Raw genomic sequence first — 14,082 nt, forward strand, 5'->3', positions numbered from 1 at the left:
GGGCGTACCTGGTCGAACGGATCGACCAGGTACGCCCGGATCGACCAGGTACGCCCGGAAGCACCCGAGCCCGCGACGCCCTACTCGGGCAGGACCACGTCCTCGGGGCGGCCGGAGGCTGCCGAGCGACCAGCGGCCTCCATCAGCGCCAGGCTCCGCAGGTTGTCCCGGCCGCTCGTCTCGGGAGCCGGGCCGCCCTCGACGGACCGGGCGAAGGCCTGCAGCCCGCCCTGCCGGTCGGTGTGCTCGAGCGTCGGGAGGTCGACGGCCTCGGCCTCGGCGTCCTGGTCGGCCCGCAGCGTCACGCGGTCCCCGGCGATCTCGCTCGGCGATCCGTCGCGGCTCGTGAACCAGATCTCGCCGTCCTCGCCCTGGATGCTCCACTCCCCCGCCCACGCGGTCCGCGGAGCACGCGAGAGCCAGCTGCCGCGGTAGCTCACGACGAGACCGTCCTCGAGCTCGATGATCATCGACGTGACGGCCTCGTCCTGGTACTTGCTGTGGCTCGGGTACGACGCGCGGGCGTACACGCGGACGGCCTCGAGCCCGGTGATCATCCGGAGCAGGTCGAAGTGGTGGATCGCCATGTCGTTGATCATCGGGTGCGGGAACCGGTAGTGCGGGTAGGTCTCGACGGGCTGGTCGTTGTCCCACTGCCGGAAGTCGATGCTGATCGCGGACAGCTCGCCGAGCTCCTTCGCCGCGAGCAGCTCCTTGACCGCCCGGGGTGCCGGGTACCAGCGGTAGTTCTGGCTGACCTGCAGCACGAGCCCGAGCTCCTCGGCCCGGCGGACCGCCGTGAGCGCCTCGTCGGTGGAGTTCGCGAACGGCTTCTCGACCAGGACGTGCTTGCCGGCCTCGAGGGCCTCGAGCGCGAGCGGCACGTGCGTGACGGCCGGTGCGGTGATGACGACGGCGTCGGCCTCGACCCCGGCGAGCGCCTCGGTGAGCGAGGCGAAGGCGGCGGATGCCGGCAGGTCGAGGTCCTCGCGCACGGCGTCCAGCGTCGCGGGGACCGGGTCGACGAGCCCGACCACCTCCACTTCGGTGACCTGCGGGATGGCGGTGCGGGCCCAGTTGCCGCCCCACCCTCCGAGACCGACGTGGATGATGCGGACCGTCATGCGTGCACTCCTTCGTGACCGGCGCGCCACGACTCCCGCGGCGCGTGCGTCCAGTCTGTCAGGCCGACGACGAGTGTCGTGCAGCCGCACCCACCGCCCGCGCAGCAGCCTGCGTCAGTGCGTCCAGGCGTAGCCGATGAGGGCCATCGTGACGATGAAGCCCGCCAGGTAGTTGATCCAGAGGAACCGCTTCCACCCCGCGTTCGCCGCCTCGGCCCCGGCGTCGGTGATGTTCCACCACGGCAGGACGTTGAGCGCGTACGGCACGACGACGATCGCCGCGATCGGCCCCGGGAAGTCCGAGAACAGCAGCGCGACGCCGGCCACGAGGTACGCCACGAACGCCAGCCGGACCGTCGCCCGGGCGCCGATCACCGTCGCGACGGAGCCGATGCCGCCGGCCCGGTCGGCCAGCACGTCCTGCACGGCGCCGAACGCGTGCGAGGCCACACCCCACAGGAAGAACGCGACGCAGACCGCGACGAGTGCCCCGGTCCAGTGCGGCCCGGCGAGCGCCAGCCCGTAGACCGCCGGTGAGACGAAGTGCGTCGACGACGTCAGCGAGTCGAGGAACGGCTTCTCCTTGAAGCGCAGTCCCGGAGCCGAGTACGCGATCACCGCGAAGACGCTGATCGCGAGCACGAGCCACGACCACGGCCCGTTGCCGCTCAGCGCGCCGAGCACCACGAGTGCGACGAGGAACGGGACGTTCGTGACGACGACCGCCCACAGCGTGGTGCGGTGGACGCTCTTGTCCAGCAGCGCGCCCTCGACCCCGCCCTTCCGGGGGTTCCGCAGGTCGGACTCGTAGTCGAAGACGTCGTTGATGCCGTACATCGCCAGGTTGTACGGCACGAGGAAGTACACGACCCCGACGAGGAACGCGACGAGCGAGAAGCCGCCGCCACCGTCGACGCCGACCCCGCTGCCGAGCAGGTACGCGGCGCCGAAGGGGTAGGCGGTGTTCACCCAGCTGATCGGTCGCGACGACACGAACAGGGCGCGCGCGGTCGACGGTCTGGAGGCACTGCTCACGGTCACGGGGTCTCCTCCGGTCGACGGGGTGGCTGGGTCGGCGTTCCGACCGTACCGGTCCCGCGTCCCGCCCCGCGGACGGTGGGGTGCGCGGACGACCGGGCCCGCGGCCGCTCGAGCAGGACCCAGCAGCTCGGCAGCAGCAGGGCGGCACCGAGCGAGTAGGCCAGGTCCTCGACCGGGAACAGCCCGACCCGGGCGCCGGAGACCAGCGCGTCGTCGTACGCGACGATGCCGAGCCCCACGATCACGTTGTTGAAGACGCCGGTCATCAGGAGCAGGACGACGCCGGCCGCCACGGCGCTGACGACACCGCCCACACCGACCCACCGGCGACCGGCCCGCCCACGACCGGCCTGTCCGCGACCGGCTCCGCGGCGACGGGCCGACACGACTCCGGCCGCCACGGCGACGAGCGCGGCGAACGTCAGGAACGGTACCGCGAGCAGGGCGTACGTCGCCGTGCCGGTCACGAGCGTCGCTCCTCGTCGGGCCCGACCCGGGACCCGGCACGGTCGAGCCGCCGGGCCACGACCGGACGCAGGGCACCGAACAGGTCCATCGTCGTCCAGCAGAGCAGCACGAGGAAGAAGACCTCCTCGAGCGGGACCTCGGGCGCGAGCAGCACCCCGGTCAGCAGGTCGCCCTGCCCGATGAAGAAGATGCCGAGGTGCACGCCCGCGACGTCCCACACGAGGAAGAACACGAGCCCGATCACCATCACCGCCGCGGCACGCAGGGGGCTGCGCCAGAGGAACAGCCGGTACCGGGCGTCGAGCACCGCGATGCCGGCGATCGACACCACGAGTCCGGCGAGGTACGCCCCCGGCATCAGCCCACGGTCCGGGCGGACCCGGCCGTCGACGACCCGGCGGGCCCCGACGACGGTGCCGGCAGTGGCGTCGGCAGCGGTTCGGTCGACGTGTCGCCGTGGATGCGCTTGAGCAGCACCTCGGCGCTGATCAGGCACATCGGCAGGCCGATGCCCGGGGTGGTCGAGGCGCCCGCGTAGTAGAGGCCGTCCACCTTGCGGGAGACGTTCGCCTCGCGGAAGAACGCGCTCTGCGCCAGCGTGTGCGCCGGCCCGAGCATCGAGCCGCTCCACGCGTTGTAGTCGTCGGCGAAGTCCTGCGGGCCGATCGTGCGGCGCACGCGGATGCGGTCGCGCAGGTCGGGCACGCCGGAGCGCTCCGCGATGACGTCGATCGCGCGGTCGGCGATGCGCTCGACCTCGGCGTCGCCGGCACCGTCGATGCCGCCCTTCCCGATGGACAGGTCGGCGGGCAGCGGCACCAGGACGAACAGGTTGCTCGAGCCCTCGGGCGCGACGGTGTCGTCGGTGAGCGAGGGCGCGCAGACGTAGATCGACGCCGGGTCCGGCACGTGTCGGTCCTTGCCGAAGATCGCGCCGAAGTTGGCCTCCCAGTCGGCGGTGAAGACCAGCGTGTGGTGCAGCAGCCCGGGCACGGGACCGTCGACGCCGAGGTAGACGAGGACGGCGCTCGGCCCCGGGTCGCGCTTCCGCCAGTGCGGCTCCGGGTACGTCCGGTGCTCCGCGTCGAGCAGGTGCAGCTCGGTGTGGTGCAGGTCGGCGGCGCTCACCACGAGGTCGGCGGGCACGGTGTGCTCCGCACCGGAGGCATCGCGGTGCACGACGCCCGTCACGTGCCCGTCCTCGACGACGATCCGCTCGACGGTCGCACCCGTGGTGATCTCGGCACCCTCGCGACGGGCGACGCGCTCGACCGCGGCGATGACCTCGGTGATGCCGCCCTTCGGGTAGAGCACCCCGTCGGCCAGGTCGAGGTGGCTCATGAGGTGGTACATGCTCGGCGCGGCGTACGGGCTGGTGCCGAGGAACACCGCCGGGTACCCGAGGACCTGCCAGAGCCGGCGGTCCCGCACGGCCTTCGCGGCGAACGACGACAGCGGCTGCAGCAGGAGCCGGGCGAGCTTCGGCAGACGACGGAGGACGTCCGGGGCGGCGAGCTTCGTCAGGTCCTGGAAGGTCGTGTAGAGGAAGCGACGGACGGCCATCGCGTAGGTGTCCTCGGCGGAGTCGAGGTACTTCCGCAGCCGCGCACCGGCACCGGGCTCGATCGACTCGAAGAGCGCGATGTTCGCCTCGCGGTCCGCGCGCAGGTCGATCGGTTCGTCGTCGCCCTCGCTGTAGACGCGGTAGCCCGGGTCGAGCTGCACGAGGTCCATCTCGGCGTCGGCGGTGGTGCCGAGCAGCCGGAAGAAGTGGTCGAACACCTCGGGCATGAGGTACCAGGACGGCCCGGTGTCGAACCGGAAGCCGTCCCGCTCCCACGACCCGGCGCGGCCGCCGAGCTGGTCGCGCTGCTCGAGCACGGTGACGGCGTAGCCGTCGCGGGCGAGCAGCGCGGCGGACGCGAGTCCGCTGATGCCGCCGCCGACGATCACCGCACGTCGGGCCGGCACCGCGCGCCGCGATGCGGGGGTGGACGGACGGGAGGCACGGGACGGGGTCATGCACGGCCTCCAGACCGGTGGTGGGCTGCGCGGGACGACAGCGGGGCGCGGCCGGCGAGCACGCGCGCGGCGAGCTGCGCCTTCACCGGGTTCGGCACGCGCACCCGCGTCGTCACCAGGCGGTCCGCCGGGCAGGCGGCGATCCGGTCGTTGAGCTCCTGGAACAGCGCGTGCGCGAGGCCGACGGCCTTGCGCGCGTCGACGGGGAGCAGTGGCACCGTCAGCGCGGCACGGTCGAGGTCGGCCTGCACGTCGGCGACCAGGCGGTCCTTGGTGGCCTCGTCGAACGTGCGGACGTCGACCCCCGGGAAGTACGAGCGGCCGAGCACCTCGAAGTCGGCGTGCAGGTCGCGCAGGAAGTTCACCTTCTGGAAGGCCGCCCCGAGCGCGCGGGCACCGTCGACGAGCACGGCGTCGTCGAAGGTCGGCCGACCGGCCCGGTACACGAACGCGCGGAGGCACATCAGCCCGACGACCTCGGCGGAGCCGTACACGTACCGGTCGAACGACTCCTGGTCGTGCTCGGTCCGCTCGAGGTCCATGCGCATCGACGCGAAGAACGGCTTCGTGAGCTCCGGCCCGAAGCCCGTCGTGCGGGCGGTGCGGGCGAAGGCGTGCACGACCGGGTTCACCGAGAAGCCCAGTGCCATCGCACGCTCGGTGTCGGCCTCGAGCTCGTCGAGCACGGTGCGCGCCAGGTCGTGGTCGAGTCCGGCCTCGGTCGCGGGACCGTCGACGACCTCGTCGGCCACGCGGACCAGGGCGTACACGTTGCGGATGTGCTCGCGGGTGTCCCGGGTGAGGAGCCGGCTCGCCAGGCCGAACGAGGTCGAGTAGCGCTCGATGACGACCCCGGAGGCAGCCTCGGCCGTCGCGTCGTACAGGGGCAGACGCGGTGGTGCGGTCTGGGTCACCGCACGCGCTCCAGCAGTTCGGACACGAGGTGCTCCAGTCGTTCGGCGAGCTCGTAGGGCAGGGCCGCGAGCTCGGCTCGGGCGAGGGCGGCGTGCTCGGCGATCCGGGACTCGGCCGCCGCCTTCGCGCCGCAGGTCTCCAGGGTCGCACGGAGCTCGGCCGCGCGTTCCTCGCCGAGGTCGGGGTCACCGAGGTAGGGCGCGATGTCGTCCCAGCAGTCGGTGGTCGCGGCGTAGGCGATGAGCATGGTGCGCTTGCCCTCGCGCAGGTCGCCGAGCACGGACTTGCCGGTCACGGTCTCGTCGCCGTAGACCCCGAGCAGGTCGTCGACGATCTGGTAGGCGATGCCGATCTCGCGACCGAAGGCACCGAGGGCGGCCACGACGGACTCGTCCGCGCCGGCGAGCACGGCACCGGACTGCAGCGGCGCCTCGAACGAGTAGACGCTCGTCTTCGCCCGCTCCATGGCCAGGACCTCGTCGACGGAGGGCATGACGCCCAGCGCGAGGTCGACGTCGGTCATCTCGCCCGCCGCACTCGCGAAGACCGCGTCGTCGAGGATCTCGAGCAGCCGGGCACGACGGTCGTCGACGACACCGGACGCCTCGACGAAGCGTGCGGCGGCGACGAGGGCGAGGTCCCCCGCGATGACGGCGGCGCTCACCCCCCGGTGCTCGGCGGTGGGCAGCGCGAGGCCACCGGTGGTGCCGGTGTCACGGAAGGACCCGGCGACGTTCGGCTCCCCGCGGCGCGACCAGTCGCGGTCGATGACGTCGTCGTGCACGACGAGCGCGGTGTGCAGCAGCTCGTACGCGGCGGCGACGTTCGCGGCGGCGTGGGCGTCCGTGCCGCCGAGCCCGGCGTACGCGGTGAGGACCATGCGGGGGCGGAAGCGCTTGCCGCCCATGCTCGCTCGACGGAGCACCCGCCAGAGTTCCTCGGACGGTCTGCCGAACCGACGCGCACGGGCCGACGACACCGCGAAGAAGCGTTCGATGCAGTCGTCGACCAGTGCGAGGTCGATCTGCGCCACGGTGGCCGCTTCCTCGCTCATTGGCCTAACCTATCGGGGCAGATGAACACTTTCCCGGAATCCGTCGTCCTGCTCGCCGAAGACCGCACTCCCATCGGCACCGCCGAGAAGTTCGCGGTGCACACCGAGGACACCCCGCTCCACCTCGCCTTCTCGTGCCACGTGCGGAACGCCGAGGGCAAGGTCCTCGTGACCCGTCGCGCCCTGTCGAAGAAGACCTGGCCGGGGGTGTGGACGAACACGTTCTGCGGGCACCCCGGACCGGACGAGGCGTTCGAGGACGCCGTCGCCCGCCGCGCCTCCCGCGAACTCGGCATCACCGTGCGCGACGTCGAGCTCGTGCTGCCCGACTTCCGGTACCGCGCGGTCGACGCCTCGGGCATCGTCGAGAACGAGGTCTGCCCGGTGTTCCGCGCCGTGACCGACGACGTCCCGGCCCCCGCGGACGACGAGGTCGCCGAGTACGCCTGGCTCTCCGAGGACGAACTGCGGGCATCGGTCGCCGCGGCACCGTTCGCCTGGAGCCCCTGGCTCGGGTGGCAGCTCACGGAGCTCGAGCAGCAGGGACTGCGCGTCACCCGCTGAGCGATCGCTCACTCGACGCACGTCCACCCTCCGGGTAACGTGGCCCGCCGGTCGCGCCCTGGCGACCGCGGACGACGAGAAGGGCAGGTGAGGCGCGATGTCGGGTGACCATCCTCGATCGGGCCGGACGACCGCCCCGGTCGTCACCGTGCCCGTTCGCTGACGCACGCTCCGCACCGGCTCGACCGGTGCCCGTGCTCGCCCTGCTCCGTCGCGGAGCATCGCGCCTGCCTGCTCCCGAGCACGAGGAGCACGACATGGCACGCATCGACGACGCCGTCTACGTCGCAGGACGTCGCATCGGCGGTCCCGCGACCCTGTCCCGGGCCACGGAGACCGACCCGATAACCACCACGGCGACGGCCGCGGACGGCACGCTCGCCTGGATCGGCCTGCTGCGCCCCGACGACGCCGAGCTCGAGGCCGTCGCCGCCGAGTTCGACCTGCACGAGAACGCCGTCGAGGACGCCCGCAAGGGACACCAGCGCGCCAAGCTCGAGCGGTACGGCGACACGCTCTTCCTGGTGCTCCGACCCGCCTGGCACCGCGCCGACACGAACGAGGTCGAGTTCGGCGAGGTGCACCTCTTCGTCGGTCGGCGGTTCGTGGTGACCGTGCGGCACGCCGAGGAGCCCAACCTCGCCGCCGTCCGCTGCCGGGTCGAGGCCGACCCGGCGTTCCTCGCCACGGGGTCCGAAGCCGTCACCGCCGCCGTGCTCGACGAGATCGTCGACGGCTACGCACCGGTGGTCGAGGTCATCCAGGACCAGGTCGACGCCATCGAGGACCAGCTGTTCGCGGGCCAGGTCGACCCCGGCGTCTCGAAGCGCATCTACCAGCTGCTCAGCGAGGTGCTCGGGTTCCAGCGCGCCACGGCCCCGGTGCCGGCGATGGTGCGCGGACTGCTCCGGGGCGCCGACAAGTACGGCGTCGACGACGAGGTGCAGCACCGCCTGCGCAACGTGCTCGACCACGCCCTCCGCGTGACGGAGCGGGTGGACTCGTTCCGGGCGCTGCTCGAGAACGCCCTCACGCTGCACTCGACCCTCGTGACGCAGGAGCAGAACGAGGCGATGCGGCGGATGACGAGCGCCTCCCTGGCGCAGGGCGAGGAGAGCCGGCAGCTCGCCCGGGCCGCGCACCGCCAGGGCGAGGAGGTCAAGAAGATCTCGTCCTGGGCGGCCATCCTCTTCGCCCCGGGGCTCATCGCCGGCGTCTACGGCATGAACTTCGACCACATGCCGGAGCTGCACTGGCGGTACGGCTACCCGGTCGCGATCGTGGCGATGCTCGCCCTGGCGGGGATCCTGTGGCTGGTCTTCCGGAAGCGCAACTGGCTCTGACACGGGTACGGCTGGCGTGCAGCGCGGGGACGTGCATAATGATCTGGCTCGGAATGTGAACGTGCACATCGAGGTGCCACGGCCCCGAGCAGGAGAGAGCAACGATGGCGTCACCGCGGACACAGCAACCGCGCTCGCCCAGCATCCGTGACGTCGCGCGGGTCGCCGGCGTCTCGCACCAGACGGTGTCGCGCGTGCTCAACAACTCGGACGCCATCCGCGCCGAGACCAAGGACCGCGTGCTCGCCGCGATGGAGCAGCTGCAGTACCGGCCGAACCGCGCCGCGCGCGCCCTGGTCACCAGTCGGACGCACACCATCGGCGTGCTCACCGCGCAGCGCTCCCACTACGGACCGGCCGCGACGATGCAGGCGATCGAGGACGCCGCCGTCATGCGCGGCTACTCGGTGACGACCGCGAACATCGCGGCGGCCACCGACGAGGCGGTCCGGGACGGTCTCGGGCACCTGCTCGACCAGGACGTCGAGGGGATCATCGTCATCGCGCCGCAGCAGCGCGTGTTCGACCTCATCGAGGAGCTCGGGATGCGGACGCCCTACGTGGCGCTCCGCACGAGCGGCGGGGACGAGCGCTCGACGCTCTTCATCGACCAGATGGAGGGTGCCCGGCTGGCGACCGCGCACCTGCTCGACCTCGGCCACGAGTACGTCCGGCACATCGCCGGGCCGCAGGACTGGATCGAGGCCGAGGCCCGCATGCAGGGGTTCCTGCGCGAGATGTCCGACCGGGACATGCCCGTCGTGCCGCCGATCCTGGGCGACTGGACCGCGGACTTCGGCTACCACGCGGGCCGCGAGCTCCTGCGGTACCGGGACTGCACGGCGATCTTCTGCTCGAACGACGCGATGGCGCTCGGGGTCATGCACGCGGCGCGGTCGTACGGGCTGGACGTCCCGGGCGACCTGTCCGTGGTCGGCTACGACGACATCCCCGAGGCGAAGCACCTCTGGCCGCCGCTGACCACGGTGGAGGTCGACTTCCCCGAGCTCGGTCGGCGCTGCGTCGACCTGCTCCTGCCGTCCGAGGGGCACACGCTCCGCCCGGTCGACCTCGTGCCGCAGCTCGTGGTGCGCGGATCGACGGGCGCACCCCGGCGCCGCTGACGCGACCACGCGTCGGCCTGGAGGCCCGTGGCGGCCCCGCCCCGCGCCTCCCGTCCGCCCTGCGTGACGCCCGACCACCCCACCTCGGGGGGCGTCAGGACGCGGATTCCGCCGGATCACGCGGGCCGTTACGAAAACGCGACCGAACCGAATTGACAGCCGCGACGGGGCTGTGCGTAAATTACCTCCGTTCCGCCGATGTGAACGGTCACATGACCGTCACACCGAGCAGGACACCGGACGCGACAACGAGGTCCACGCAGGCACTCCTGCGCCCCCGATGCCGCACCTCACCACCCGAAGGACTGCCGCACCGCAGCGGCAGAAGGAGATGCACCGTGGCGTCAACCCCACAGGGACCGGACCTGGCCACCAGGTCCGTCACCAGCGCCGAGACCATCCTCGAGATGCGGTCGATCACCAAGGAGTTCCCTGGTGTCAAGGCGCTCTCGGACGTGTCGCTCAGCGTCCGCGCCGGCGAGATCCACGCGATCTGCGGCGAGAACGGCGCCGGCAAGTCCACCCTCATGAAGGTGCTCTCGGGCGTCTACCCGTACGGCACCTACAGCGGCGAGATCGTCTACGAGGGCGACGAGGTTCGCTTCAAGGACATCAAGCAGTCCGAGCAGGCCGGCATCGTCATCATCCACCAGGAGCTCGCGCTCATCCCCGAGCTGTCGATCACCGAGAACCTGTTCCTCGGCAACGAGCCCGGCCGCTTCGGTGTCATCGACTGGACCAGCGCCCAGCTCCGCGCCCAGGACCTGCTCGCCCGCGTCGGCCTCGACGAGGACCCGGACACGCAGATCAAGAACCTCGGTGTCGGCAAGCAGCAGCTCGTCGAGATCGCGAAGGCCCTGCACAAGGACGTCAAGCTCCTCATCCTCGACGAGCCGACCGCGGCCCTGAACGAGAACGACTCGCAGCACCTGCTCGACCTCATCGTCGGGCTGAAGTCCAAGGGCATCGCGAGCATCATCATCAGCCACAAGCTCAACGAGATCGAGCAGATCGCCGACGAGATCACGATCATCCGTGACGGCAAGGCGATCGAGACGCTCAACGTGAAGGGCGACGGCGTCAACGAGGACCGCATCATCCGCGGGATGGTCGGCCGCTCGCTCGAGAGCCGGTTCCCGGACCGCACGCCGAAGATCGGCGAGGTCTTCTTCGAGGTCAAGAACTGGACCGTCCAGCACCCGCAGGACGCCTCGCGCCTGGTCGCGAAGGGCTCGAACTTCCACGTCCGCCGCGGCGAGATCGTCGGCTTCGCGGGCCTGATGGGCGCCGGCCGCACCGAGCTCGCGATGAGCATCTTCGGCCGCTCGTACGGCAACTTCATCGACGGCCAGATCATCAAGGACGGCCGCGAGATCAAGATCGCGAACGTCCAGCAGGCGATCCAGAACGGCCTCGGCTACGTCTCCGAGGACCGCAAGGCCCTCGGTCTGAACCTGCTCGACACGGTGAAGCGCTCCACGGTCGCCGCCGATCTGCCGAAGATCTCGAAGGCCGGTGTCGTCGACTCCCTCGAGGAGTACGACGTCGCCGAGCGCTACCGCAAGATGCTCCGCACCAAGGTGCCGACCGTCGAGGAGAACGTCGGCAAGCTGTCCGGCGGGAACCAGCAGAAGGTCGTCCTGTCCAAGTGGATGTTCACCGACCCGGACCTGCTGATCCTCGACGAGCCCACCCGCGGCATCGACGTCGGCGCGAAGTTCGAGATCTACGGCATCATCCAGCAGCTCGCGGCACAGGGGAAGGGCATCATCCTCATCTCCTCCGAGCTCCCCGAACTCCTCGGCCTCTCCGACCGGATCTACACGATCTTCGAGGGCCAGATCACCGCCGACGTCCCCGCGGACCAGGCCGACCCCGAGACCCTCATGCGCAGCATGACCTCCGCGCGGAAGGGCGCACTGATCTCATGAAGAACCTGAAACTGCTGTTCGGCAAAGGCAACAGCATCGGCCAGTACGGCATGATCATCGCGCTCATCGCGATCCTGATCCTGTTCTCGATCCTGACGAACGGGCTCATCCTCGAGCCGACGAACATCATCAACGTGTTCCTGCAGTACTCCTACATCCTCATCCTGGCGCTGGGGATGGTCATGGTGATCATCGCCGGACACATCGACCTGTCGGTCGGGTCCGTCGCGGCGTTCACCGGCATCATCGTCGCCCAGTCGATGGCGCAGTGGAACTTCCCGGCGTGGGCCGCGATCATCCTCGGCCTCGCCGTGGGTGCAGCCGTCGGTGCCTGGCAGGGCTTCTGGGTGGCGTTCGTGAAGGTCCCGGCCTTCATCGTGACCCTGGCCGGCCAGCTCATCTTCCGCGGTGCGAACCAGATCATCGGCAACTCGACGTCGCAGCCGGTGCCGGACGACTACGCGAAGATCGGCTCGGGCTTCCTGCCCGACTTCGGCCCGGACTTCGGGTTCTCGAACGGCACGCTCATCCTCGGCATCGTCACCTGCCTCGTGCTCGTCTTCCTCGAGTTCCGTGGTCGTCAGCGTCGCAAGAAGATGCAGGCCGAGCTCGTCCCGCTCTGGGTCTCGATCGTCCGCACGGGCATCCTGGTCGCCGTCACCCTCGTCGCGACGTACCTGTTCGCCGCCGGCCCCGCCGGCACGTCGATCCCGATCGTCGCGATCATCCTCGGTGTCCTGACCATCGTCTACGGCTTCCTGACCAAGAACACGATCTTCGGCCGCCAGGTCTACGCGGTCGGTGGCAACGCGAACGCCGCCGTCCTGTCCGGCGTCAGCGCCCGCAAGGTCAACTTCTTCGTCATGATGAACATGTCCGTCCTGGCCGCCGTCGCCGGCATGGTCTTCGTCGGCTACTCGGGTGCCTCGGGCCCCGCGGACGGCACAGGCTGGGAGCTCGACGCGATCGCCGCCGTGTTCGTCGGTGGCGCAGCGGTCGCCGGTGGCATCGGCACGATCTCCGGATCGATCATCGGTGGTCTCGTCATGGCCCTGCTGTCCAACGGTCTGTCGCTGGTGGGCCTCGAGTCCAACCGCGTCCAGATCATCCGCGGTCTCGTCCTGCTCGTCGCCGTCGCCTTCGACGTCTACTCGAAGTCGCAGGGTCGTCCGTCCCTGATCGGCGGGATGTTGAAGCAGTTCCAACGCAAGGACACCGAACAGAACACGGTGGCCGCGCAGCAGCCGCGGAGCATCGAGGACCAGCCCGAGAAGGTCAACGTCCAGTAACACGTGGCGGGCGTCCGCTCCGGTGGCCGCCCGCACGATCCCCGCACCACACAGCACCACTCCTCAACGAAGAGAAAGCAATCTCATGCGCAAGAAGCTCATCGCCGGCATCGGCCTGGCACTCGTCGCGGGTCTGGCCCTCAGCGGCTGCTCGGCCCGCGGCAACTCGGACGCCGGCTCGGACTCGTCGGGCGGCGCCTCGAACGTCCAGATCAAGAAGGGCGACCTGATCGGCGTCGCGCTCCCCGCCAAGACCTCGCAGAACTGGGTCCTCGCGGGTGCCGCGTTCGAGAAGTCGATCGAGGACGCCGGCTTCAAGGCCGACATCCAGTACGCCAACGCCGGCAACCCGGTCCCGGACCAGCAGGGCCAGATCCAGTCGATGGTCACCAAGGGCGCGAAGGCGATCATCATCGGTGCCGCCGACGGTTCGCAGCTCGGCACGCAGGTCGCCGCCGCCAAGAAGTCCGGCGCCGTCGTCATCGCCTGGGACCGCAACATCCTGAACACCGACGACGTCGACTACTACGTCGCGTTCAACAACTTCAAGGTCGGCCAGCTGCAGGGCCAGGCCCTGCTCGACGGCATGAAGGCCAAGAAGTCGAGCGGCCCGTACAACATCGAGCTCTTCTCCGGCTCGCCCGACGACGCCAACGCGAAGGTCTTCTTCAACGGCGCCATGGACGTGCTCCAGCCGAAGATCGACGACGGCACCCTCAAGGTCGTCTCGGGTCAGACCTCGTTCTCGAAGACGAACACCCAGGGCTGGCTCGCGCAGAACGCCCAGTCGCGCATGACCGACATCCTGACGAAGTCGTACACGAACACCGAGCTCGACGGCGTCCTGTCGCCGAACGACACCCTGGCCCGCGCCATCCTGACCGCCACCAAGGCAGCTGGTAAGCCGAACCCGGTCGTCACCGGTCAGGACTCCGAGACCGCCTCGATCCCGCTGATCATGCAGGGCGAGCAGTACTCGACCATCTACAAGAACACCACCGAAGAGGCGCAGGCCGCGATCGACCTGGTCTCCGACCTGGCCGACGGCAAGACCCCGAAGACCACCGAGGACAAGAACAACGACAACGGCAAGAAGGTCGTGCCGGCCGTCGAGCTGACCCCGGTCCTGGTCACCAAGGAGAACGCGGTCGAGGCCTACAAGGGCAACGACACCCTCGAGGAGCTCGCCAAGAAGGGCTGATCCCCT

General features: G+C 70.2%; 13 protein-coding genes. 6 read left to right on the forward strand and 7 right to left on the reverse strand.

Annotated features, from left to right (window positions below; genetic code table 11):
• Positions 1–80: 80 nt before the first annotated feature.
• From M3666_RS00460 to M3666_RS00490, 7 genes are all read right to left on the reverse strand, one after another.
• Positions 81–1,124: a Gfo/Idh/MocA family protein gene (locus tag M3666_RS00460; RefSeq protein WP_251154163.1), complete on the reverse strand. Its 1,044-nt coding sequence runs from the start codon at positions 1,122–1,124 to the stop codon at positions 81–83.
• A gap of 114 nt (positions 1,125–1,238) precedes the next feature.
• The gene (locus M3666_RS00465) at positions 1,239–2,165 is read right to left on the reverse strand and encodes a prenyltransferase (RefSeq protein ID WP_144411207.1); all 927 of its coding nucleotides are present in this window, start codon (positions 2,163–2,165) and stop codon (positions 1,239–1,241) included.
• Positions 2,162–2,632: a lycopene cyclase domain-containing protein gene (locus M3666_RS00470; RefSeq protein WP_251154164.1), complete on the reverse strand. Its 471-nt coding sequence runs from the start codon at positions 2,630–2,632 to the stop codon at positions 2,162–2,164. Before M3666_RS00470 ends, M3666_RS00465 begins: the two co-directional genes overlap by 4 nt.
• Positions 2,629–2,991: a lycopene cyclase domain-containing protein gene (locus M3666_RS00475; RefSeq protein ID WP_066651873.1), complete on the reverse strand. Its 363-nt coding sequence runs from the start codon at positions 2,989–2,991 to the stop codon at positions 2,629–2,631. The genes M3666_RS00470 and M3666_RS00475 overlap by 4 nt, the downstream gene beginning before the upstream one ends.
• A complete protein-coding gene (gene crtI, locus M3666_RS00480; protein ID WP_251154165.1) occupies positions 2,991–4,655 on the reverse strand; it encodes a phytoene desaturase family protein in 1,665 nt (554 codons plus the stop codon). Before crtI ends, M3666_RS00475 begins: the two co-directional genes overlap by 1 nt.
• A complete protein-coding gene (locus tag M3666_RS00485; protein WP_209684186.1) occupies positions 4,652–5,569 on the reverse strand; it encodes a phytoene/squalene synthase family protein in 918 nt (305 codons plus the stop codon). The genes crtI and M3666_RS00485 overlap by 4 nt, the downstream gene beginning before the upstream one ends.
• Complete coding sequence (locus tag M3666_RS00490) at positions 5,566–6,624, reverse strand: polyprenyl synthetase family protein (protein ID WP_066651867.1); 1,059 nt, start codon at positions 6,622–6,624, stop codon at positions 5,566–5,568. Before M3666_RS00490 ends, M3666_RS00485 begins: the two co-directional genes overlap by 4 nt.
• Positions 6,625–6,645: 21 nt before the next feature.
• Here M3666_RS00490 and idi point away from each other — a divergent pair, with 21 nt between their 5' ends.
• The 6 genes from idi to M3666_RS00520 all read left to right on the forward strand — a co-directional run bounded on the left by idi (position 6,646) and on the right by M3666_RS00520 (position 14,076).
• Positions 6,646–7,188 (forward strand): isopentenyl-diphosphate Delta-isomerase, encoded by a 543-nt coding sequence (gene idi, locus M3666_RS00495; RefSeq protein WP_066651866.1) that lies wholly within the window; start codon positions 6,646–6,648, stop codon positions 7,186–7,188.
• A gap of 257 nt (positions 7,189–7,445) precedes the next feature.
• On the forward strand, positions 7,446–8,531 hold the full coding sequence (locus tag M3666_RS00500) for a magnesium and cobalt transport protein CorA (RefSeq protein ID WP_251154166.1): 1,086 nt from the start codon (positions 7,446–7,448) through the stop codon (positions 8,529–8,531).
• Between the two features lie 104 nt (positions 8,532–8,635).
• Entirely contained in the window at positions 8,636–9,655 is a 1,020-nt protein-coding gene (locus M3666_RS00505) for a LacI family DNA-binding transcriptional regulator (RefSeq protein WP_251154167.1), read from the forward strand.
• A gap of 407 nt (positions 9,656–10,062) precedes the next feature.
• Positions 10,063–11,586: a multiple monosaccharide ABC transporter ATP-binding protein gene (mmsA, locus tag M3666_RS00510; RefSeq protein WP_209676583.1), complete on the forward strand. Its 1,524-nt coding sequence runs from the start codon at positions 10,063–10,065 to the stop codon at positions 11,584–11,586.
• Positions 11,583–12,875, forward strand: coding sequence for a multiple monosaccharide ABC transporter permease (gene mmsB / locus M3666_RS00515; protein ID WP_251154168.1), 1,293 nt, complete (start codon positions 11,583–11,585; stop codon positions 12,873–12,875). The genes mmsA and mmsB overlap by 4 nt, the downstream gene beginning before the upstream one ends.
• An 85-nt stretch (positions 12,876–12,960) precedes the next feature.
• On the forward strand, positions 12,961–14,076 hold the full coding sequence (locus tag M3666_RS00520; RefSeq protein WP_066651861.1) for a sugar-binding protein: 1,116 nt from the start codon (positions 12,961–12,963) through the stop codon (positions 14,074–14,076).
• Positions 14,077–14,082: the final 6 nt, after the last annotated feature.

It is taken from the genome of Curtobacterium sp. ODYSSEY 48 V2, assembly GCF_023712625.1.
Lineage (GTDB): Bacteria > Actinomycetota > Actinomycetes > Actinomycetales > Microbacteriaceae > Curtobacterium.